Origin of the sequence: Bifidobacterium sp. ESL0798 (genome assembly GCF_029395415.1) — a bacterium.
In the GTDB taxonomy this organism is placed as follows: domain Bacteria; phylum Actinomycetota; class Actinomycetes; order Actinomycetales; family Bifidobacteriaceae; genus Bifidobacterium.
The window spans coordinates 2,205,025-2,229,358 of sequence record NZ_CP113914.1 but is presented as its reverse complement, the minus strand read 5'-3'; the positions used below and the strand labels follow the sequence as shown (position 1 = coordinate 2,229,358).

The window sequence follows — 24,334 nt, the reverse complement described above, 5'->3', positions numbered from 1 at the left end:
GTGGGCCGAGAATATATAGAGACACGAAGAGACGCCAAGGTTTTGAATCTGAAGTGCAATATGAAGAGGGACTTGACACTTATTAGATAAATTATGATAGACTTCATTGCATTTGACCAAGCAGAATTGGCCTAAGTATGTGCACAGGAAATTGCTTGGATATTGTAATCATGCCATGCAGACTGTGCTTGTTATCTTCAGTTGTCGGAAATGTGAGTTGCCCCGTATTGTGGATCGCGCCAAAGGCAGGCTGTTATTTCAGCAGTGAAACCCATGCATGCCGAAACCTTGACTTAAAACGTAAAGCTCGCAGGCATCAAGCGTAACGAAAATATTCGGCATGCAAGGGTCAACCTGTAAAATCAGTAATTAAGCAAATAATAATATAATTGACTAATTACTGAATAAAGGTCGTCATATTACTTGAGACTATCCAGATAGTCCTGGGCATCCAAGGCGGCACGGCAGCCCATGCCTGCTGCTGAAACGGCCTGACGATAGACGCTATCGACCACGTCTCCGGCGGCGAAGACACCGGGCAGGGAAGTGCGAGTAGAAGCCCCGTCGACCTCGATATAGCCCTTGTCGTCAAGTTTCAGGGCACCCTGCATGAATTCGGTGGCCGGGGTGTTGCCGATGGCTACGAAAACGCCTTCGGCTGGAACCTCTGTGGTTTCGCCGGTTTTGACATTGCGCACGGTGACGGACTTGGCGCTTCCGTTTTCGCCGTTGATCTCGTCGATGACCGAATTGACCATGAACGACATCTTGTCGTTTGCCTTGGCACGATCGACCATGATTTTTGCGGCCCGGAATTCGTCACGACGATGAATCAGCGTCACAGACGAACCGAAGCGGGTCAAAAACTCCGCGTCGGTGAAGGCGCTGTCGCCGCCGCCGACCACCACAATCGGCTTGCCACGGAAGAAGAAGCCGTCGCAGGTGGCGCAGTAGGAGACGCCCTTTCCGGAGTATTCCTGCTCGCCCGGAACGCCCAGCTTGCGCACGTTGGAGCCGGTTGTCACCACGATGGCTGGAGCCTGGTAAACGTCGCCCTGATCGCACGTCACGCTTTTCATTGCGCCTTGATCCGAGCCGTCGCCGAAGTCGACCGACACCACGTCGTCGAAGACTATTTCAGCTCCGAACTTTTCGGCCTGCTTCTGCATGCTGTCCATAAGATCCGGACCCATTACGCCGTCGGGGAAGCCAGGATAGTTTTCGACTTCGGTGGTGTTGACGAGTTGCCCGCCGGGAGTGAGTGCGCCCGCGATGACCAGCGGTTTGTAACCCGCACGACCGAGATAAATGGCCGCTGTGTATCCTGCAGGGCCTGAGCCGACGATAATGACATCGCGCAGATTGTTCTCAGCACCATTCTGGGCATCGTTTTGGGTGCTGTTTGCAGTGTTCTTTCCTGTTATATGCAGAAAATTGATTTGCTGTGTATTCTCTTGAGTCATGAAATCACTTTAACATTGTGTGAGGCTTATCGGAACCTTCGGCAGCCGGCATTGATTCCAAGGCAGAAAATCGTGCTACGAGCCGCAAGCAACGTATCAGCAAATGCAAAAAGGCAGCAAAGAAAAACCCGCGAAAGTAAATAGGACATCAGGAGAGACCCAAACAGGAACTCAGAAAAGGCCTAAAAGGGACGCTAAGATTCTCTTAGGGATAATGACGAATAACTTCAATGTCGTCCTATGCCCGTTTTATCACCTTTTACGCGCTTGCTTGCCCGGTCTATGCAAAAGCGACAAACAGGTAAAGTGAATGTCGCTTATTACAACACATCAGGCACCTGGCTGCCGTCCAAGAAGTGCGTCAACTGGTCACAGCGACATAGTTCGACATCTGATGCAGGATCGGGATGTTGCTGGCCGCCCACGGGCAGGCCCACTGCAAGATGGCGAACGCCGCGGCCAGAAGCAGCAGCAGTACCAGGAGTATACGTATCCCCTTGATTCCCGGCTGCAGCCTGGTCAATCCGCCGTAAATGCTCGGGTCCGGCTTCCTTACATCGCCTGCCTTGATGGCGCGACGAAGCGGCCAACGCCAAGCGATGGCGGCGGCGATGAACAGCACCAGATACATAACGAGCAGTGCGAGGATGACAGGAATCAGCGAAGGAAGCTTGGCGAAAGGCGATTCCTTCTGATTATTGATGAACTGGACTTTGCCGTTCTGCCCCAGATGGGTGAGTTCCTGCGGGACGCCGTCGGAGACCTTCGCCCAATATTTGAGCTTTCCGTAAGTGATCCAACGATGCGTCGGCGTGGAGTATTTCGGTTCACAGGTCGTGAGCGTGATCATGCGTTCCGTCGGCGCCTCCGTCGGATTTTCCGGGTTCGGAGCAACCACTTCAACATGGTCCGGCGTCACGATTTTGAAACTCGTGTAGGTATAAACGTACCAGTAATCCTTGGTCCGCAGCACGATTGGATCGCCGACCTGCATCTTGTCCACGTCTCCTAAAGGCTGGCCATATCCATTGCGATGCCCCGCGGCAGCGAAATTGCCGATTTGGCCGGGCATTTGGGAATCCGTGTAATGTCCCATGCCGTGCTGATTGAGTGCGGTCATATCAGTGCCCTGCACGATGTTGCGTTGCCACTGGTCGCCGAAACGTGGGATGTAGATCTGTGCCACCAAATCGCCATGATTGGCGCTTTGAGGCTGGATCGGGGGAGTGCCGTCCTGAGCCTTTGCGATCTTGACGCCCTTGGAAGAGCTTAAGGCCTTGCTCGGATCGCTCCATGAAACGGATTGACGCTGGTTATATTGTGTGTGTTCGGACTGCACGCCGGTCCACCACATCTGCCAGACGACGTACAGCGCGCAAATCGCGGCAACGGTGAACAGCAGTTCGGCGAAAATCCCGAGTGCCGTCCACAAACGCCTTGATTTCGAGCGTGATTTGATGTCGCCGCCGTTACCGGTACCGTTGCCATTGCCGGTGTGCCGACCATGTTTTCCGCTCTCGGAATTATCGCTTTGCCCCGCGAGCCAGGGTTGTCCCGTGTTCTGTCCTGGCTGGGAGGGCTGGAGGGGCTGGAACACCTGCGTTTGCTCGTTTGCATCCCCAGCGTTGGCGGCAGCTTGGTTGGCGGCGGGCCCGTTCATTGCGGATTGGTTAACAAAACCCTGATTGCCAACCCCTGGATTGCCCCCAGGCTGTGCGAAAGATGGCTGAGTGTCTTGCGAAGCCCAAGCCGGAGCCTGAGGGGCTGAAGGCGGGTCGGGAACGCCGAAATCTTCGAAGGCTTCATCCAAGTCGGTCGGTTCGATGGCGTCTTTACGCCGGCCGTAGTCGTACTTGTCGTTATCAGCCATGAAATCCATCTCTCGTTCCATATCGATCTGTTATTGCCGTGCAATAGTTGAGGGCGTAAAATCGCCTATCGCTCTATCAGCCAGTACGCGTCAATTGTATCTGTTTGTATAGCCCTTTTTCGCTCGTAGCCTTTATTCGTTGCCTTTATTTGTCGCTGCCGGTTGTTTTGGCGTCACCGTCCTTATTATCGGTTTTCATCACGGTGGCATATTTGAGTGTCTGCAGCACCGGTGCCTCTGGGAAATGCAGGTTGTCTTTGTCTTCGACTTTCCAACCCAGCCCGAACGCGCTGACATATTCCTGATAGGTCTGGATTGCCTTCGAATCGTCCAGCGCGTCGCGCATGGTGTCGCTGGGGCCGATGGCGGAAATGGTATAAGGAGGCGAATACTGCTTGCCCTGAAGCATCAAGATATTGCCTTTGCAGATAATCGCTGAATTGTAAAGGACGCGCTGATCTTGGATCATCATCGCTTCGGCGCCGCCCCGCCAGAGGGCATTGACCACGGATTCGATGTCCTGCTGGTGGATGACATAATCGTTGATGTTCGTGGCCGTTCCGGTGCCTGAGTCCGAAACCATATGCTGCCAAAGCGGAGAATCGTTGAGTGTGACGGATATGCCCGGCCCGGTGACCGCCGAAAGCATGGTCCCTGCCCCGGGGTCTTCGCTGGAATTGTTGCTTTTCGCGCTGTCTTTGCCCGCGTATTTGTTGAGAGTGTTGATTTGCGACCCCAGCGATTTCACTTGGCTTTGTAATTTGTTGACCTGGGAGACGCGCTGCTCCACCAATTGTGCGGTATCGGAGCTGACCACGCTGGTTTTGTTGACACGGAGGTTGGTCATCAACAGGAATCCGGAAAGCGCGACCACAAGGAATACAGCCACCCCGCCAAGCCGCGAACGTTTCGCTTTGTGCTTGCCCTCCGGATTTTCCTTCATGCTATTCCAAATTCCTTGACTTACTCAATCTCTTGTTTCGAGTGTACACTAATATGTCGTTTAGGCTATTGAATGGAGACTACGCTTATGGCTGACGAAGAGCTGGACAAGGGCGCCGATGCCGCCGCTACGCAGGATAATGAGGCGCAAAAGGCATGGGACGAGCCTGGAACGCAGGCTGATGACGTTGCTGACGAACAAGACGCTGACCGTAAGTCGGATGGTGCGAATGGTGACGATTCTTCTGACTCGAAGGAAAGCGAGCAGAAAGATATCGACGATGACGACCTCGACCTGCCAATGGACAAGATCGATGCGTTGCTGAGTGCGACGAATGTCGACAAGAAGTCGATGACCCCGCAGTTGCGTCGCGTCGCTCAGCGTCAGGCGGAAAACAGCAAGCGTGTCGAAGAGACTATCAAGGGTACCAAAGCGAATCCCGGCTGGTTCGTACCGCTGTTCTGCTTCCTCATGATTCTGGGGCTCGCATGGGCTGTGGTTTATTACCTCACCAGCAAGTATCCGATTCCTGGCATCGGCGCATGGAATCTGCTCATTGCCTTCTGCATCGTGATGGTCGGCTTCATTATGACCATGTGGTGGCGTTAACCAATCGCCCGCTTTGCCGTTAAGACGAATCTGGTTTTTGCCGCTCGCAAATTGATTGGCCGTTGAAGCCGGTGCGAAATCGTTAGGCGTGTCTCCTGATTGTTGGAGACACGCTTTTTTTGTTGCCCTCGGCGTTTCTTTAGCTTGTCCTGTTTTTGACGACGTGAGTATGCAGAGGATTGTGCTTGTGGGTCTGAGGTTGCTGAGGTAAACCGCGTTGACCGGCTGAATATCTAAAGCGGGCAAACCCAAATGGTTAACTGCAGAGTTACCCACAAATGTGGATAAGTATGGTGACTAAGTGTGGATAACTGAATATGGAATTCAGTATCTTGCCGTGGTTTATGATCATGTGCATAACTGTTATCCACATATTCCACATTGAATAATCGTTGGAAAATAAAAGATTCTGAATATAGCCGTGGATAAGTATAAGAGTTTTACTCAGGTAACGCCCAAGTTATCCACAAGATTTTCCACATCGGTGGAAAACTACAGCGGTGTAATTTCTATTTTTATTGTTCTTAGGCTTGGTCGCTCTTGCGTCTATCGGGTTATCCGGTCGACATCGACGATGGAGCCGAAGAGGCCGATACGGCATCCCAGATACCTACATTGAGCGATATCCCTAGTAGACCGACGAACATAGATAGGTTCAACGGAGTCGGAGAGCTGTATGAGCAACCCCGGCTAGGCATCTGCTGCGCGTCGCCGGGAGTTTGAATAAAAAGTGGGTGAATATAAAAATTGGGGTTCACCGACCAAAACATCGGTGAACCCCAATTTTAGGTTCCGATTATTGCACCGGAATCAAGGGAGGACTTTATTCTTCATTGTTCGTGTGTTTGCGGCTGAAGTGGTAGCCTACGCCACCGACGGCCAGCAGGAGCACAGCAATAAGTGCGACCATCGCCACATCAGCGCCGCTGTTCGCCAGTTCGCCTTGCGGCTTGGCGACAGGCTTCGGCTGTGCCGGTTGTGCAGCGGGCTGGGGCTTGGGCTTCGGGGTGACGAAGGTGCCGAGCTTCAGAATCTGCTTGCTGGATGAATTACCATCAACATCAAGGCTCTGAATTTCAACTTGATCGCCGCTACGAACGTCCGCAGGCCAAGCGACGGTGAATGTGCCATCGGCATTGGTCGTGGCAGAGGTACCCGTGAAGCTCTTCAGCAACGAGGCTGCGTGCTGCAACGGTTTGCCGTTCGCATTCAGCCAGGTCAGCTGCACCGTGGCGCCACCTTCGGCCTTGCGGTTGGGCTGTGCGCTCGCGCTCGCGGATGAGACGACCTTGCCGGTTACTGTGCCGCCGTTCTCGCCGTTCTGGCCGACTGTTGCGTAACTGAGTGATTGCGCTTGAGGAGCCACCATATCAATCAGCGTATCGGTGAAGACAAAGGCCGAATACTTCGTGGTGCCGGGCTGCACAAGGCTGCGACGAGCACGGAAGACGAAGTCCTGACCAATGCCGATGGAATCCGGGAAGTCGGAAATCGGGAATGTCGCTTCCCAATCGCCGGTGGCCCTGTTGATGGTCACATTGCTCGCCGCGGTTCCCTCAGTCGGAACTTCGGAGGAAGAGCCGGCAGGAAGAGCTACGACCTGGACCTCATCATTGGCGTGAGGCGTTGGGATGCTGCCCTTTACCGTGACGACAGAGCCGGACATTGTGCCGTTGATCATCTTTGGAGCTTCGACGTCAGCGACGATGGGCGCATCGGGATCGAAGGACTTGGTGAGCACGCTTGCGGTGTTGCCTGCGGCATCCTTGGACTGCATGGTTACCTGATCGGCACTCGCTGCAGCAGCGGGAGGGGTGGCGCTGAACGTGCCATTGACTCCACTGGTTGCAGTGTCCGTCGCGAGCACATGACTACCCTTCATCCACTGAATCGCGATCGTATCGCCGATTTCGGGATGATGCGCGGTGTGCGTTGAAGGATACATGGTCGTCTCTTCGACGCCGGAGAGGCTGGCTGTCAGTTGCAGGCTGGAGACATCAACGCCAGGAGCCACCATATCAACCTTCTGAGCCTTGGGGGCAGCGTAGGCGGAATCGGTGGTGTCACGGGTCAAGCGGGCGTAGAACGTGAAGTTCTGGCCGCAACCGACATTGTCGGGCAGATCCGACGGATTGAATTCCGCGCTCCATGTGCCATCTGGTTCGATGGTCTGGCTGACAGCGCTTCTTCCGCTGATTGGCGCCGGGGCAGCAGTCGCTCCCGACACCACCATGGCTTCAATCGCATCTCCATCGACATACGTATAACCCGGCAGCGTTCCGGTGACCTTGACACGGCTGGTGACAGTCACGCCATTGGTCATCTTCGGAGCCTTGACCGACGTAATCGTAGGCGCATAGGTGAGGGTGAAATCGACATCGGTTGCGGCGGACGTATTGCCGGCAGCATCCTCGGCGTAGACCGAGACCTTGGTTGCCGCGGCTGCGTAGTTCGGAGGTGTCGCGGTGAACTTGCCGACAGGCGCCGCCGTATTGCTGCGCACGGTGGTGGATGTGCCAAGTGGCGTTCCATCGTGCTTCTCCCAAGTGAGGTGCAGCAGGACATCACCTTCATCGACAGCTGCGGAGCCGCCAGATCTCGTCGTACCAGTGACGCTGCCGGTCGGCTGCGGCGTGGCGACGCCAGGAGTCGGCGCAATCATATCGACGGGCTCCATCTTCGGCGTGCCATAAGCCGAGTCATGGCCGGAACGAATGCGGTAGGCATAGAACGTGAAGTCGCTGCCCTTGCCCACGGTGTCCGAGAAATCAGATTGCGGGAAGGTGGCGGTCCATGTGCGTGCGGAGCCGTTGACGGCAGTTGACGTTGCCACAGTGCCGCTCACTGGTGCTGCGACCAAGCTGGTATCTCCGCTCACGACTTCGACGTGAACATCGTCACCTACGGCATAATCAGGGAAAGTGCCGTGCACGACGATATCGCCGACAGCAGCAGCACCGTTGATCATCTTTGGCGCTACGACATCGGTGATGTCGGGTGCCTGCGAGTCGAACTGCACATTGACCGTGCCGGATTCGTTGGTGTCGGTGTCCTTCGCCTGAACGTCAACCTGGCTGATGCGTCCGGCCCAGGTATCGCTCGGGAAGGCGAAGTCCACCGCTCCATCTGTACCGCTTGGCGTGGTCGAAGTACCGAGCGTAGTACCAGCAGCATCCTTCCACGTAAACGTAAGGGTCACGCCGGTTTCCTTGGCACGGTTGGTTTGTATGGAGCTATCGCCCGAAGACCAGACGGTGCCGACCAGATGACCGCGGGATTGCGAGGCCCCCGTAGGCTCAAAGGCAGGAGCTACTTCATCGACCGATTGGTTGGTAAGGTCCTTGGTGGCTGCCGTTCCGCTGGAAACGGTACGTGAAGCGGTGAATGTGTATGCATTGCCCGTGCCGATCGGATCGGCGGTGCCGGTAGCGAAGTCGGTTGCGTGGAACGTGACGGACCAGTTGTTGCCGCTCCAGGCGGTGGAGCCATAGGAGTTGATGGTCACACCGCCGCGGGTCGCCGTCGCGGTGATGACATCGTCGTTGGCGACATGATGCGGAACGGTGCCCTTGAGCACGATATCACCGCTCAGGGTGCCGTTGGTCACATGCACAAGCGGCGTCTGAAGCGCCAGATCAGCCGGAGCATCCGGAGTCTGACGTGTCAGTATCTGCTTGTGGCTGAAGGTGTTGCCATCGCTATCGGTAACCTTCACGTTTACTGCCTTGAGGTTACTGCCGTTGACGCCGGAAGGCCACGACTCGTTGAACTTGCCTGCACTGGCGCCGGTCTCGGAGGTACCGGTGGTGGCGGCATGCACATTTGAACTAGGAGTGCATGCGGTATCACCACACCATTGTATTGCGTATGTTACGTCACCTTCAGCGATGCTGGAGGTACGGGTGTTGCTGTTGAACGCGGTCTTCACCGTGCCCTTCACTACGCCGTCGGCACCGCCATCGGCGGTTCCGGGCTCATAGGCGCTCCACTGTTCGCCATCGAAACCAGGCGCGACCAGATCAATGGCCTTGCTGACGGTTGTGTCGGCTGTATCATTATCGGAGTTCACGTGGGTGATGGTGAACGTGTAGGTTGCGCCGTTGCCGACGGTGTCTAGATTGGCAAGCGCCCGGAGCTGCGCACCGGAGAACGTAGCTGTTACGGTCTTTTCGTCGTTACCAGGTGTAGGTGGATCCCAAACGATGGAGCTTGCTGAAACAGCTGTGCCACTGCCGATCTTTCCGTTGACGATAATCGGAGTCGAGTTGTCGCCCGTCTGGTGCTTGACCGTGGCCGTCACCTTGAGATCTTGGTCAAGGTCGGATTAGATCCGCTGACACCGGTCATCTTCGGAACAGGCGTCACCACAGCGGCACCGGTAGGTGCCTCTGGAGGCGCTGCGCCGCGGGTGCTCAGCGTCAGCACCGTGGAATAACTGTTGCCGGCGGCATCAGGAGGGATACTCACCTGGACCTTGTCATTCTCCACAACACTGGCTGGCCAATTGATGGTGAACTTGCCGTTCGCATCCGTTGTAGCGGTGTCGATGGGAAGGGACAATGCCGCTCCAGTGGAATCGAGCCATTTCAGAGTGATGGCCTCCGAAGCAAGCTTGTTGCGGTCAGGCTGCGCGTTGGCGCTGCCGTCGCCGGAGGTGTATACGGTTCCGAAGACGATGCCCGTGCCGCCGTGTTCGGCAGGCGTCTTGTAATCCAGCTTGCCGGCGCCGGAGCCGAAGCCAGGAGCGACAATATCAAGATTGTTGTTGTGCTTGAACTGGTAATTCGTCTTGGTGCCATCATGGCTTACACGCCGTGCGCGGAACGAATAAACGGTGCCGGTTCCGACTTTATCCAGCTTGAGATCGGTGAAATCGGAAGCATGGAACGTTGCGGTCCAGTTGCCGCTGGCATCGAGCGTGACGGAAGTGGCATTTACGGCATCGCCACTTGTGGTGGATGTGCTGCCGGCAGTCTTCATCAGGCCGACCTCGATGGTGTCCCTGTTCGGATCGGAGATGCCGGTGCCGAGGTCGGCGCCGGGAGCTGTGCCGGAAACGGTGATGGTGTCGTCTGGCGTGTAGCTGCCATCAACGCTTGTCGGCCTGGCAGTGATGCCGTCGATAGTTGGCTCGGTGGCATCACGCGGTAGCCAATGTGCCTTGAGAAGGGCGTTGTTATCAGATTTAGGCGGATTGCCAGGCGTTGGATCAACCCATTCATTCCATGTGTCCCACCGATGCCAGTTGAAATCGATGGAATCCCCTGGCTCATAGGTTTTGCCCGGATTTTCGGCATCCGTCCATCCGCCGAAGGTAAAGCCAGTTTGTTGTGGAGCTGTAGGGGGAATTGACAATCCGCAAGGCGTGTCCGGCCAGCAATTGCTTTGGGTTGGCAGGTCACTGGGCATGTCGGTGACGGTTGCCGGCGTATTTTTGTCGAATTTCACGCTCATGCTCGGCGGATTGCCGTACCACGCCGGTGCCGAGGGAGCAGCAATGCCGTTACTCGGATCAAAACCGGGAGTGACGGCTCCTTCCTTGTTCCATGTTCCAGGCGTAGGGTCCTCTTCCCACTCCCAGTGTTCTGGTGTAGGTGCTGGGGCGCCGGTTGCGTCCTTGTGGACCATGTTGAAAGGCCCGGGCTTCAAACCGCTGTTGGCCGATACCTGTGAATTTGGCCCTAGACGCAGCAAACGAATCGGGGATCCGCGGAACATATACATCATGTTGCTTCCAGTGGTGTCGAAACCGGAGATATCGAGTTTCTGCAGATTCGAGCAGCCGTCGAACATTTGCTGCATATTCGGATGCTGGCTCGTGTTGAAATTGGAAAGATCGAGGGAAGAGACCCAGCTTCCGGCGAACATTCCGCTCATGTCTGTTACCTGGCTGGTGTCCCAGGTGCTGAAGTCAGGGGTAACCAGGGAATATGTGTTGTTGAACATGTTGTCCATGTCCGTGACACGCGCGGTGCTCCATCCAGGGCCGAACGTGATGGTTTGCAGGTCTTTACAGGCTTCGAACATGGACGCCATGTTGGTGACACCTGATGTGTCGAACCCGGAGAGATCTATCGATTTCAATGAATAGTCATCACGGAACATATATTTCGTACCAGTCAGACCGGTTATGGTGGCATTGGAAAAATCAATGCTCGTGACGTTATGCAACCATTGGAATACATAGCTGAAATCGCCGGACATTTCAATCGGATCCGCAATGACGACTTTCTGAATGGAATCTGGATTTACACCGTTTTTCCAAGGATAACGATTCGAATCTTCTACGGTAGGCGTTGCTAGCGCCCATTTATTCCAGCTAGGCTTTGACGAATTGAAAAGCTCGATCTTCAAGGTACATTGTCCGCCGACGTCCGCTACTTCCCAGGCGATATTCCTTTGACGGACGGGTACGAGGGCCCCCAGGATTATTTTGCTCTTTGCATGAGATACGCAAGCCGGCACATCTTGGGGCCCGACTTGTGGGCCACCGCGGGTCAACGATGAACCTTTCGATTGCACTGGGCTGCTGACCTGTGGCAATGCGCTTGCCATCTGCGGGGCAGCACCTATGGCGAGTGAGGCCAGTAACGCCACACCGCCAGTGAAAATTTTGCGTAGCTTCACGATACGCGTTCCTTTCTTCTTTGAGTGGGCACACCATCAGCCACTGTTAAAGTGTATGACTATACTGACACCAGTCTACAGGGTAATATGACAAATATTACTATTATTGTCTATTCTTTTGCTATTTTGCTGTGATATGTCGAGGTATATAAGATATTTCTGTCGAGATAACCAGAATTTTCTTAAAATATGTATTGTATTTCACAAAAGTCTTGGAAGAGTGTACAATAAGTAAGACAACTCCTTGTTGTATATGTACCGTTTGTAACGGATGAGAAGAATATGCTGGAATAGTTGTTGGAGTCACAGCGGATTCCCTCATCGGTTCCAATGGCGCGTAATTAAGGACGAAATTGGTACAGCGGTCAATGAAGTGCTGCTTCTGAAATCGTTAGCCAAATCCGTTGTGCTGCTCAAAAGAGTAAGGATGCGAGAACATGAAATTAGGGAAACAGATACGTTCGGCGGTGGGAGTAGTACTCTCGGCCGCTACGTTGCTGGCTCTCGGTGTAACCGGAGTCGGTACAGCGAACGCTGACGATACCATTGCCGATCTTGCCACAAGTGGCGACGACGGCCAGATTACCATCAAGAAGGGTGATGGCGGATATTACGACGAAGGTGGCGGGTCCATTTTTTACGCTTTGCGTATTGGGGATTACGGGAAGGCCGCCACGAGGACTACCTCAGCCCCTGAAACCACCATCGAAGGCGTGGAAGTCAAGGGAACGGCTGATAAGGTCACTCCTTACTCTGGCAACCCGGTGGCAGCGGGTACTCCGACAGAGATTAATCCTATTATGGCCACTGAAGTGCAGGCTGTGTTGGATGAAGCAAACCCGGGAACTTCGCATCAGCTGACAGATGACGAGAAGGCCAACCCCATTGGCTATGTTGCTCGGCATTGGTTGGGCTATACGAAGACGGATACCACTGAGAGCGCAACCAACGACGATGACCAATCCAAGGATATGCATAAAACCGGTTTGCTGCGTAAGTTTGCGACAAAGTTGCAGACCAATACCACGTTGAAGTCGGCTTTTGTGAATGATGCTCCGGAGCTGCAAGCTGCCGATTGGGATGCAACAGCCAAGACTTACAAGCTGACAGGCCTTAAAGAAGGTATCTACCTTATTGAGGATGTGACAGGCGGCACCAATGCCATGTCCATTCCGATGATTGTCGGTTCCACTGTCGGGCCGAACAAACTCGAGAAGTTCACCGGTGGAAACACAAATTTGGGCACGGTCGAAGTAAAGGCTGAAATTCCTTCTGTCGACAAGGAATTGATGAAGGTAGACGGTACGGAAGTCCACGGAGTCGCTTCCGGAATCCATATCGGCTCCATTCTTACCTACAAGGTAACGGCGAAGGTACCTAACTACACGGGCTTCAGCTCTTATATGTACAAGCTCATTGATAAGCCTTCAAACATGGAGCTTGTTGACGCCGCTGCTGGCGGTGCGGATATGACGGTAACTGTTAGTGGCGCTTCGAAGACACTGACTACGGTCGCTGATGTCGATGCTCCGTCGGCTCCTACCACAGGTATTCTGTATCAGGCCCCTGTCACGACCGGCCCGAACCAGACTCCAAACTTCACGCTCAAATTCCTCGATATCATGAACTACACGATTGGCGATGACATTGTCGTCAACTACACCATGAAGGTCAATGGCACTGGTGCTGCGAACAATATCGACGAGCAATGGTCGAACAATCCGAATGATCCCGGCAGCAGTGGCGACCACGAAGAAACTGGGCATGATCATGGCAGCAACGATCCTGGCCACCATTACGCCACGTCGTTCACCATTGACATGTCGAACCGTCTGAGGGATTCCAGCGGCACCTTGCTTGCCGGAGCGACTTTCACTGTCACCAAGCATGGTACAACGGATAAGCTGTACTTCGTCAGCGATGGCGATGGATCCTATGGTGTTGCGGCTCAAGGTGTAAGCGGTGCGACTGACACAGTCACAGTCGGTACGGTCACTACAGGTGGCACTCCTACAGTAGGTAAGTTGGTGCTGAAGGACGTTCCCGAGGGAACGTACGATATCGAGCAGACGAGTGACGCAACCGATCATCACATGGTGGCCGGAAAGCCGAGCTTCACGTTGAGCGTTGCGAACGCACGATACGACGCTGGAGATACTGGTATTGGTGGTCCTAACCCTGTTTACGACACCAGCCATGATAAGCAGGTCAAGGCGAAGATTACCAGTGCTGGTTTGTGGGGCTTGGTAACCGCAACTACAGATGCTTCTGGTACGTATGCTGGTTTCATTACACCGACCGGTACCGATTTCAACACTGCGCCGCTGACTGTGGCCAACGTTGATTCCTTGGCACAGCTTCCGTTGACTGGTGGCGCTGGCGTCATTCTCATCGCCGCCTTGGTTGTGGTGTGCGGTGCGATTGCAGCTGGTACGTCGGTACTTCGTCGCAAGAATGCGATGAGGATCCAAAAGTAGTAGGTGCTGTCTCTGCTTTAAGCAACATCTGAGAATCGAAAGAATCGATGAGGCTACTTGAGTAGATGAGGGAGAGGCCCTCTTGAAGCAATGCTCCAAGAGGGCCTCTCGCTCTCTGTATGCTTAGACGGAAATACTTGTTGTTGCTGACTGATAACTGTGAATGATTTGATGGGTACTGGGGACATGGGTGCTGGAAATAAAAGCAAGGACTTGGACGTTAAAAAGTCGAGTGCGCCTCAAACAGGTTTTTCCGCACCTGAGTTCGATGAAATATTACGCCCTGTTCATCATTGGAAGCAACTTTTCACCCGCATACTCATTGAGGTGATTCATGATTTCTTTGTCCTTTTGACTATTGCGTTGGTGCTGTGGGTGCCGCTCAATCGTGCGGTGCATGCACGCCAAGAGTCGATTGCCTCCATCAATGCAGCAAGGGAAATGGCGAAATGGCCTCGTGGACGTACCATCAAGGAGTACAAGGATGCTCAGATTTATAATGATGAGATTTATAAATCAGGGCAATTCACATTAGGCGAGCTTGTCGATCCGTTCCAGAACGATATCAATGACGATACTTCTTCGGCTTCGGACAAGCAGTATCAATCCATGCTGAAGTCAAGCAACGGAGTAATGGGAACCGTTCGAATCCCTGCGATCTCATTGAGATTGCCCATTTATCACGGAACGTCAGCCAAGACGCTGAATGACGGCGTCGGGCATCTTCATGGCTCGAGCCTGCCAGTCGGCGGCAAATCAACCAACTCGGTCCTTACCGGCCACCGTGGTTTGCCCGAGGCAACCTTGTTTACCAGGCTTGATGAGCTGAATAAGGGCGACAGCATTTACATTCAGACATTGAACCGAACCATGGGCTACAAAGTCATCGATATCAACGTGGTCAGTCCTGATGATGTCCATCTTTATAAGGTCGTACCGGGCAAAGATTATCTCACGTTGATGACTTGCACACCTTATGGCGTTAATACGCAGCGGTTGGTTATTACCGCCGAACGCGGCAACATCCCCAAAGATGTGCCGGAGTTGAGCGACCGACCTGACGCCCGATTGGTGGCGGGATTTGCCGCCGCAGGTACGCTGATATTGGGCATAGCTATTTGCCTGACCCGCAACTATCGGTTGCTGGTGCCGCCGCCGTGGCACTATGATGGCACGCCGATTCCTCGTTGGCGTCTGCTGCCTCACCGTCCGGATCGTCGTGGCCTGCCGCCTATGGGCGAAGTGCCTGCTCATCCCAAGCACATCAGTCAGACGCGGACTGGTCCAAAGCGATGAACACCGGTACACACCGGTAAATGTTGACTAAACGTCGGGTGAACGCAGGGTAAGTACAGGTGGTGAACGCAGGTAAGCGCTAACAAAGCACCTGTAAGCACGTAAGCGCCGGTGAACGCCGGCTAAGACTTTAAGACCGGTAAGCATAAGAATGGCCTTTCCTGAAATCATAACGTTTCAGGAAAGGCCATTACATTAATTCAGAGCGATAGTCAGCCCACTCTCGTAAGTTGCTGGTCTTCTGGCGATGCCCAGATCTTGACTATTGCTTGCTGGCGCCTCCGGTTTGGCCGTTGCCGCCAGCATTGCCGGTGCCGGAGGAGCTGCCGGTGCTGGGGGTGGGCTGCTGGGCCGGTGCCTGCGTGCTCAGGGTGATGGTGTCGCCCTTGGTGGCTTGCGAGCCTGCGGTCGGGGAAATGCCGATTACCATCAGGTTGTCGTTGCCTGTCTCGGGATTGACCTTAAAACCTGCAGCCATGAGAGCGCTTCTCACCTGGGCGACCGTCGATTTGCCGCTGGTATCGACGTTGGGCACCGTCACCTTCGGCTTGCCGGAGGAAACATAGACGGTGATATTGCCCCTCTGCGCAAGACTGGAGCCGGCGGCTGGGTCGGTGCGGGTAACAAGACCTTGGTTCACATTATCCGATGTCTCCTGCTGAACGACGACGGTGAATGCCTTGAGTTGGTTCAGGGCCTGATCCTGCTGCTGGCCGGTGACGTCAGGCACCTTGGCCATGCCGGAGGAGATGTACAGCATCAACGACGTGCCCTTGTCGGTGGCCGAGCCGGCGGCGGGGTCGGTGCGCGTGACCATGCCTTGGGCCACGTCCGAGCTGTCTTCGGTCTGGGTGGCGGGAGACACTTTGAAACCGGCCTTTTTGAGTATGGCCCTGGCGCTTTCCACCGATTTGCCCTTGACGTCGGGTACCTGACCCGACTGCGGGCCGGTCGAGAACCAGACCTTGACGGTCGATCCCTTGGGAGCCTTGGCGTTGCCCGCAGGATTCTGCTTGGTAAACGTACCTTTAGGCTCGCTCGAATCGGTATCCTGCTCGACCTTCATCTTCAGCCCCACTTCGTCGAGCTGTTCTTCGGCCCGGGCCTGGGTGGTGGTGGAATTGAAGGTGGGGACGGTGACCATTTCCGCCTTCTTCATGTGGGTGACGCCGTAGACGATTCCCACGATGGCGAGGATGGCGACAACGGCACCGATGACCGAGCCGATGATGATCTTCTTTTTCTTTTTCGCTTTCTCTTCCGCGGCTTTCTCGGCACGCGACTTGAGAGCGGTGCCGGTGTTCGGCGCCAGCTGTGTGGCGGCAGGATTGCCGTACGTGCCCGTAAGCGGGTCGAAAGCCTGCGTGGCCGTGGTCTCAACGGGGTTCATCGCCTCGGTGGCGGCGGTCTGCTCGGCCTGCTTGCGTTCCTTCATGTTGGCGAGGTCGGTGAGCGGGTTGAACGCCGCGGCGACCGGGATGCCGCCGTTCATGTAGGTCAGAATATCGTTGCGGAACTCGGCGGCCGTCGCGTAGCGGTTCTGCCGGTCCTTGGCCATCGCCTTGGCGCAGATCTGATCCCACATCTTGGGCAGGCCGGGCACGATGGCGCTGGGCGGGGTGGCGACCTCCGAGACGTGCTGATAGGCGATGGCCACGGCCGAATCGCCCGTGAAAGGCGCACGTCCGGTCAGCATTTCGTAGAGCACGCAACCGGCGGAATAGAGGTCGGAACGCATGTCGACGGCCTCGCCGCGTGCCTGCTCAGGAGAGAGGTACTGCGCGGTGCCGACCACGCCCTGCGACTGGGTCATGGTGGCCACGGAATCGTCGAGCGCGCGAGCAATGCCGAAGTCCATGACCTTGACCATGCCCTGCTCGCTGATCATGATGTTGCCGGGCTTGATATCGCGGTGGATGATGCCCATCCGGTGCGAATAGTCAAGAGCGTTGAGGACTCCCAGCATCACCTGCTCGGCGTCGCGCTGGCTCAGCGGCCCGTTCGCCTTGATGATGTCGCGCAGGGTCTGGCCCTTGACATATTCCATGACGATATACGGCACGCGTTCGGTGTTGCCGTCTTCGGTGGTGATGGCCTCTTCACCGGAATCGTAGATGTTGACGATGTTGACGTTGTTCATCTGGGCGACGGAGTGCGCCTCTCGGGCGAAGCGGCGCAGGAAGATATCATCGTTGGCGAGGTCGGAGCGCATGATTTTTACTGCGACGACGCGTCCCAGGCGGGTGTCTTGGGCGATATGGACCTCGGCCATGCCGCCGCGTCCGATTAATTGTCCCAGCTGATAACGGCCATTTGCCAGTGAAGTTGGCATATTGGTGCTCATTGCTGCTCCTTCCGGTTTTCAGTATTCGCTGCCTGGTCGTTGACTTGAGTGACCGGAATGTTGGTTTCGGCAGCTTCTGAAGAGGGGTTTGACGAATCGATGGCAGCGGGTTTCTTCACGGTTTCGCGGTCAGGATTCGTTCTATTGGTGTCTGAAGTTATAGATGAGGAAATCGGTTTGCCGCTGGCGCTCGCGTCTGTATCCGCACTTGTGGTTACGTGCGTATGCGCGCTTGCAGTTTCGGTTCGCGGAGATGATTGAGGCGGCTTGTCGTCGACAGGTACGCTGCCATCAGTCTTTATGGCTGGAATCTGATAGTTCGTAATCGCTTGCAGTGTCTGCGTCATTGTCTGTATTGCTGCCCGTGCGGCCGGTGAAAATTCTTCATTGACATCATCGTCGGCTTCGCTGGCTTCGGTTTCGGTAGCGTTGTCGGTTTCGTCGGATGAATTCTGGCTGGTCGCCTCAGAGACGTCGCTTGTGGAAGCGGCATTCGAAGCGGTGCCATTGGAGACATCGCTTTCGTCGACTTTGCTAACATCGTCGGTCTGCGTCTCAATCTGATTGCCGGTTTTGCTGTTTTCTTCAACGTTCGCGGCGTCATTGATGATGGCATTGCGGGTTTCGCTGCCCAAAGTGGAGTCATCTATGTCGTTGTCGGCAATGTCGCTGTTGACTTTGCTTTCAACGCCCCGGCCTTCGTTGCCGCCTTTTTCCGAGACTGGTGGGTCGTGCCTCGGCGTGACGGCAGGGCTGCCGGATACCGAACCGTCGGAAGAATATGGGGCGCTGACCACGCGTCGCGCGATACGCCCGTCACGGGAGACCATAGTGGTTTCGTTCAGCGTTGCTTCCTGATCGAAAAGCCGACGCTCGATATGCGAAAGCGTGCGGGAGACCACCAGTGCGTCCTTCGGTCGGTCGAGTGGGTCCTTGGCAAGCATCGACATCACGAACTGTCCCAGTTGCACGTCTACCGTGTCCGGCAGAGGCGGGACGGCGTCGTTGACATGTGCGGCGGCGATATCCACCGGCGTGGCACCGGTGAACGGGCGCTGCCCGCACAAGCCTTCGTACGCCACCACTCCCAGCGAATAGATGTCAGACTGCGGGGTGGCCTTCTTGCCCTGGGCCTGCTCAGGCGAAATGTATTGCGCCGTACCGACGACCATGCCATCCTGCGTGATTTGCGCCTGGTTGGTGGAATAGGAGACGCCGAAATCGGTGATCTTGACCTGCCCGTCCTTTGAGACCATGATATTGGCGGGTTTCACATCACGATGGATGACGCCATGGGAGTGCGCGACGTAGAGCCCACGGGCGACCTGCACCAGAATCGGCAGCAATTCCAGCGGATCCATCGCGCCCTTTTCGTGGTACAGGTCGGCCAGCGACTCGCTGTCGACGAACTCCATGATCAAAAAGCCGATGCCGTCGTGCTCATAGTAATCGAACAATGCGGCGATATTCGGATGGGCCAGATCGGCGGAATTGTGGGCTTCGATACGCAACCTGCGCCGCTTCGCCTCCACGTCGGTCAGGTCTCCACGCAGCGCTTTGATGGCGACCACGCGTCCGAGCTGGATGTCATAGCCTTTCCAGACCTCACCCATCCCGCCTTGCGCGAGCCGGTGATCAAGGCGGTACCGGTTGTGAATCAGTTGACCTTCAACGAGCTTCATTTGCCCAGTGCCTCCCTCATTATCGCCTTCATGATTGGTCCGGCCGCATCACTGCCTGCCCTATCTGTATTATGAACGACCACGGCGACCGCGATTTTCGGGTCGTCTGCGGGTGCGAAGCCCATGATCCAACCATCGTTGCTCTGGTTGCCCACACCGATTTGCGCGGTGCCGGTTTTGGCTGCGATCGATACGCCGGGAATCGCAAGATTCGGGTTCTCCTTGGTGATGACGGCCTTCATCATTTCGGTCAGTTTATTGGCCGTGTCCTTGCTCATCGGCTGGCTCATCACGCTCGGGTTGGTGTTCGAGATGACCGTCAGATCGCTGGAACGCACACGGTCGACCAGCGTCGGACGCATCAGCGTTCCGCCGTTGGCGATGGCCGAGGCGATCATCGCGTTCTGCAAGGGCGTCTCCTGGGTGTCGCCTTGTCCGATGGAAGCCAGCGCGAGGCGGTCCGGGGCAGGATTGTCCGGGAATTTCGAAGCGATGGCCTGCATCGGCTCCCCGGTCGAATTGGAGCCGTCGATACGGATCGAGGAACCGAAACCGAACTTCTTGGCCGTGTCCTGAATGGTCTGTGCGCCCAGCGTTACGCCGAGCTGCGCGAAAGCGGTGTTGGAGGAATAGGCCAGCGCGTCCTCGAACGAGATCTGGCCGTCGGCGCCACCGTTTGCGGCGCTTGCCTGGTTCGTGAGTTTCGTATTGGTGTTGGGCAGCGTATAGCTTGCGCCGGCCGGAATGCGTGTATCCAACTGGTATTTGCCGCTTTCCAGCGCTGCCGTGGCTACGACGGTCTTGAAGCTGGATCCAGGCGGGTAAAGCTCGGAAATCGCGCGATTGAGCATCGGGTTCGCCTGGTCGCCGGTGAGACGTGAATAGTCCTGATTGACTTTCGTTGTATCGTGGCTGGCAAGTACGTTCGGGTCATAGCTGGGCGTCGAAACCATCGCCAGAATGCGGCTGGTCTTCGGCTCGAGGACCACCACGGAACCGCTTTTGCCGGCCATCTGCGCATAAGCCGTGGTCTGCAGCTTCGGGTCGATGGAGGTTTCGATGGAAGCGCCTTTGTTGGCCGAACCGGTGAACAGCGACTTGAACTGCTGCCAGAACAGTTGGTTGGATTCGCCGGTCAGCAGTTTGTTGCGAGAATCCTCGATACCGCGGTCAGCGCGTTGGCTGATGGAGAAGTAGCCGGTCACCGGCGCGTACAACGGACCGTTGGCATACGAGCGCTGGTAGGCGAACGGATCGTTGACCGGGTCGGATTTGGCCATCACCGTACCGTCGGAAGCGAGTATCGAGCCGCGAGGGGCGTCGAATTCGTGGTACAGTCCTCGCTGGTTGCGCGGGTCATTGTTGAGCTTGTTGGCGTGGATGGCCGTGATCATGGTGCTCGAAAGTCCCAGAATCGCGAAGAGGATGATGACGGCGGTAAAAAGCTGACGGAGGTATTTGTTCATCGTTTGCCTCCCAGCAGGTCATCAAAGTTCAGGTTTTGGATTCCCGGATCATTGTCAAAACCGCCGGGATTCGCAGGCTCGACGATGTCGGAATCATGGGTTTCCGTCGGTGCCGATATGACATTGGACCGAGGGGATTGCTGCGATGCCGCCGATGACGAAGCCGATCTTGGCTGCCCTGCGGGCTGATCTGTCGACTGTTTTGTCGCCTCGTTTGCACGGATGGAAGCGAGCGGGAACGTCGAAGTCTGGGTGGCCGGCGAGGAATGCGAATGCTTGGCTTCGCGGTTCTTTTTCTGTGCGCTGCGTTCGTTGAGCGCCGCCATCGCCTCGTACTGCATGGTGTTGGAAAGTTCGCCTTCGGGCTCCGGCTTATTGGCCTCGTTGGAAATCACGATCAGCAGCGCCGCAAGGATATAGTTCGCCACCAGCGACGAACCGCCTGCAGCCATATACGGCAGCGTCAAGCCCGTCATCGGAATGACCAGGGTGAGGCCGCCGACCACGGTGAATACCTGGAAGGCCATGGTGAACACGAGGCCGGAAGCCAGAAGTTTGCCGAAACCGTCCTTGATTTTCATAGCCGTGAGCAAGCCGGAAGTGATGATAATCAAGTAAAGCATCAAAATCGCCATCAGGCCGGCCAGACCAAGTTCCTCGCCGAGGGACGAATAGATGAAATCGGAGTTGCCGAGCGGGGTGAGTCCGGGGTGCCCTTGCCCTATGCCGGTGCCCAGGAGCCCGCCGGAAGCGAGCCCGAAAATACCGGTGACCAGCTGATAGGAGCTGCCGTACTTGCGGTTATAAACCGCGGCGTCGAAAGGATGCAGCCAGCCGTCGACACGATAGCCGACGTGGGCGAAGAACTTGACCGAGAACACCGCCGCGACCACGAACGCGATGCCGCCGATGATCAGCCAGCTGCCGCGGCCGGTGGCGACGTAAAGCATCGAGACGAACATGGCGAAGAACATCAGCGAGGTGCCAAGGTCATGCTGGACCACCAACACACCGATGGAGGCGAACCACACCAGAATCAACGGGCCCATGTCGCGTACGCGGGGAAGCTGCAGGCCGACCACTTTCTTGCCGCCGACGGCCAGCTGGTCGCGGTGGTTGAACAGGTAGGCCGCAAAGAAGAAAGCGAGGAACAATTTGGCGAATTCGCCGGGTTGCAGGGTGTGCGAGCCGAAGCCGATCCAGATGCGCGCACCGCCGATTTCCTTGCCGAGGCCCGGGATCATCGGGGAGAGCAGAAGCACCAAGCCGACGATCATGCTCACATACGAAAAGCGACGTAATACGCGGTAATCGCGCAGCGCGATGATGAAAATGCAGGTCAGCACCAGTGCGACGCACACCCAGATCAACTGGCGGTAGGCCACGGTGGTGTTTTTGGTGTAATCGATGCGGGCGATCATCATCGTGCCGATAGCCGTCAGCAGCAGCACGCACGGCAGGATTTGCTGGCTTGCGTAGGGCTGGAATTTCAGCAGCAGCGCCCATAGCACAATGAACAGTATGGCCACCGCCACCAGAGCCGTGACGAGGTTGGTGGGGAAGCCGCTGTAGACGCGCGCGAAAAGCTGAAAAAAGGCGATGCCGCTGATCGCGATGGCGAACAGCAGCAGACCAATCTGACGGAAGCGGGTGGCGATCATGCGCTCGCCGCCTTCTGAGGCGTGTCTTCTATCGTTGCCGGCGTTGCATCGGAACCGGGGCTGCTGGATGTGGATTCGCTTGATTCAGAACTGCTTGATTCAGCAGAACTACCGGAAGCTTCGGTTGACCAAGGCAAAGGGGTGTCCTTGCTCTTGGACTTGTCGAGGGTTTTGGCCTCTTTCCTGATCATGGTGACATGGCTTCTCGCCTCGGCGAGCGTGTCGACGGCGATGCCTTCATCCAGCGCATCGTTCCAGGATTGAGGCAGATTTGTCAGCTTGATATCAGTGGATTCGACCTTGTGCGAAAGAGGCAGGCTGAACAGATTGGTGTTGACGCCTTGGTAAATGGCGACGGTGCCGTCGCTCGTTCCCACGTAATATTTCGTTTGACTCCATCGATATGCGCCGAATCCTACGCCGAGCAAAGCGCCCAGCGCAATAATGAAAGCGATGATAACCGCTATACGGCCTCGATTGTGCTTTCGACGCTCTTCCCTGCGTACACGCAAATGTTCGCGGCGGATGGCGCGGGCGACCTCCGGATCGTTGGGATCGGCGGAGACGCGGCCGTCCTTTTTCTTGACCACCGGAATCTCGCCGGTATCCATGTTGGCCTTGTTGTCGTTCTCGTCACGCACGGCCGAAGGCTGGGCGACGTGGACGATATTGCCGTTATCGCCTTCGGCGCCGGCGAGAGAGGCATCGTCGAGATGCCTGCTCTTATGATGATGGTGAGTCTTTTCAGCGGATTGGTCACCTTGAGCGTCTGCGGCGGAAGGCTTGTCGCCGGTCCCGCGGGAAGTGTCGGTATCGGTGGAAACCGAGTTTTGAGCGTTCGGAGGGTATTGGTCTTCAGCGCCTTCGGCGCCGCCGTCATTGTCGCCGGTGTCATCGTATCCGCTGTGTGTCAAAGCGGCGGCCCGCTGTGCCGGGGACTGCTTGCCAAGCCGCAGAGCAGGCGAGGAAGCGACCGGCTCTTTGATGATGTCGGCGATGGCCTCGAGATTGGAACTCGCTGCGCCGCCGACAATCGGGGTCTGGTGAGGCAGATCGAAGGAACGGGCATCGAGCGCGAGGGTCGCATCTGCGATGACCGCCGTGACGTTGTCGGTGCTTCCGGCCTTCAGCGCCATCGCGACCAACTGCTGGGCGCATTCCTCCTCGTCGGAAACCGTGGCAAGCATGTGCTCAAGTGTGTCGTCTTCCAGCACGCCGGAAAGACCGTCGGAGCACAGCAGCCAGCGATCGGTGGGCTTTGCGGTCAAGATCGCGATGTCGGGGTGCGGGTCGATGTCGAAATCGCCCAGCACGCGCATGACCACATTGCGCTGCGGGTGGTTGCGGGCCTCGGCTTCGCTGATGCGACCGGTATCGATCAAGTGCTGGACGTAGCTGTGATCCTGCGTCATGCGGCGGATCTTGCCGTCACGAAGCAGGTAGGCGCGTGAATCGCCGATATGGGTGATGACCCAATGGCCCGAAACAAGGCCGACGGCAGTCACCGTGGTGCCCATGCCTGCCAGGGTGCGCTCGCGCTTGGCTTTGCCCACGATGGCGTCGTGAGCCGCCATCACGCTGGTTTCCATCATCGAGGCGATGGAGGCCACGTCGTTTTTGGTGCCGCTCTGCTCGATGTGCGCCAGGGAGCGGATGGCGATGGTGGAGGCGGTGTCGCCGCCTGCGTGCCCTCCCATGCCGTCGCAGATGGCGATGAGGCGCTCGCCGGCGAATGACGAATCCTGGTTGTTGCTACGTACGGTGCCGACGTCGGAAACCGTTGTGGAATAGAGGAAAAGCTGTTGGCTGTTGGAAGTGCCGGCATGAGTGGTGGCCGATGGAATCACTTGGGGCATCTTTCCCGTTTTCCCTGCCGGTTCGACGGCGATGTGTTGC

The 24,334-nt window shown here is 56.3% G+C and carries 11 protein-coding genes and 2 pseudogenes; 3 read left to right on the top strand and 10 right to left on the bottom strand.

Translation table 11 applies throughout. From position 1 onward, the window contains the following. Positions 1–419 precede the first annotated feature (419 nt). The 3 genes from trxB to OZX74_RS09020 all read right to left on the bottom strand — a co-directional run bounded on the left by trxB (position 420) and on the right by OZX74_RS09020 (position 4,276). Complete coding sequence (trxB, locus tag OZX74_RS09030) at positions 420–1,463, bottom strand: thioredoxin-disulfide reductase (RefSeq protein WP_277156572.1); 1,044 nt, start codon at positions 1,461–1,463, stop codon at positions 420–422. A 361-nt stretch (positions 1,464–1,824) separates the two neighbouring features. Further along, a complete protein-coding gene (locus OZX74_RS09025; protein WP_277157483.1) occupies positions 1,825–2,922 on the bottom strand; it encodes a class E sortase in 1,098 nt (365 codons plus the stop codon). Between the two features lie 556 nt (positions 2,923–3,478). After that, a complete protein-coding gene (locus OZX74_RS09020; protein WP_277156571.1) occupies positions 3,479–4,276 on the bottom strand; it encodes a DUF881 domain-containing protein in 798 nt (265 codons plus the stop codon). Between the two features lie 87 nt (positions 4,277–4,363). Between OZX74_RS09020 and crgA the strand changes: the two genes are divergently transcribed. Then, complete coding sequence (gene crgA, locus OZX74_RS09015; RefSeq protein ID WP_277156570.1) at positions 4,364–4,885, top strand: cell division protein CrgA; 522 nt, start codon at positions 4,364–4,366, stop codon at positions 4,883–4,885. An 823-nt stretch (positions 4,886–5,708) separates the two neighbouring features. Here the strand turns inward: crgA and OZX74_RS09010 are convergent. Both OZX74_RS09010 and OZX74_RS09005 read right to left on the bottom strand, forming a co-directional pair. Then, on the bottom strand, positions 5,709–9,185 hold the full coding sequence (locus OZX74_RS09010; RefSeq protein ID WP_277156569.1) for a hypothetical protein: 3,477 nt from the start codon (positions 9,183–9,185) through the stop codon (positions 5,709–5,711). Continuing rightward, the gene (locus OZX74_RS09005) at positions 9,182–11,089 is read right to left on the bottom strand and encodes a BspA family leucine-rich repeat surface protein (protein ID WP_277156568.1); all 1,908 of its coding nucleotides are present in this window, start codon (positions 11,087–11,089) and stop codon (positions 9,182–9,184) included. The genes OZX74_RS09010 and OZX74_RS09005 overlap by 4 nt, the downstream gene beginning before the upstream one ends. An 860-nt stretch (positions 11,090–11,949) precedes the next feature. On the opposite strand from OZX74_RS09005, the gene OZX74_RS09000 reads away from it, so the two are divergent. Together OZX74_RS09000 and OZX74_RS08995 are read left to right on the top strand one after the other, a co-directional pair. Next, positions 11,950–13,989, top strand: a complete 2,040-nt coding sequence (locus OZX74_RS09000) for an isopeptide-forming domain-containing fimbrial protein (RefSeq protein WP_277156567.1) — start codon at positions 11,950–11,952, stop codon at positions 13,987–13,989. A gap of 171 nt (positions 13,990–14,160) precedes the next feature. Continuing rightward, the gene (locus OZX74_RS08995) at positions 14,161–15,285 is read left to right on the top strand and encodes a class C sortase (RefSeq protein WP_277156566.1); all 1,125 of its coding nucleotides are present in this window, start codon (positions 14,161–14,163) and stop codon (positions 15,283–15,285) included. Between the two features lie 262 nt (positions 15,286–15,547). On the opposite strand, the gene pknB is transcribed toward OZX74_RS08995, so the two are convergent. From pknB to OZX74_RS08970, 5 genes and pseudogenes are all read right to left on the bottom strand, one after another. After that, the gene (gene pknB / locus OZX74_RS08990; RefSeq protein ID WP_277156565.1) at positions 15,548–17,629 is read right to left on the bottom strand and encodes a Stk1 family PASTA domain-containing Ser/Thr kinase; all 2,082 of its coding nucleotides are present in this window, start codon (positions 17,627–17,629) and stop codon (positions 15,548–15,550) included. Positions 17,630–18,480: 851 nt separating this feature from the next. Continuing rightward, positions 18,481–19,311 (bottom strand): annotated as a pseudogene (locus tag OZX74_RS08985) (serine/threonine-protein kinase); the annotation flags it as partial. After that, on the bottom strand, positions 19,308–20,777 hold the full coding sequence (locus OZX74_RS08980; RefSeq protein ID WP_277156564.1) for a penicillin-binding protein 2: 1,470 nt from the start codon (positions 20,775–20,777) through the stop codon (positions 19,308–19,310). The gene OZX74_RS08980 and the pseudogene OZX74_RS08985, both read right to left, overlap by 4 nt. Further along, complete coding sequence (locus OZX74_RS08975) at positions 20,774–22,438, bottom strand: FtsW/RodA/SpoVE family cell cycle protein (RefSeq protein WP_277156563.1); 1,665 nt, start codon at positions 22,436–22,438, stop codon at positions 20,774–20,776. Before OZX74_RS08975 ends, OZX74_RS08980 begins: the two co-directional genes overlap by 4 nt. Before the next feature lie 911 nt (positions 22,439–23,349). Further along, positions 23,350–24,294: pseudogene (locus tag OZX74_RS08970) on the bottom strand (PP2C family serine/threonine-protein phosphatase); the annotation flags it as partial. Between the last annotated feature and the right edge of the window lie 40 nt (positions 24,295–24,334).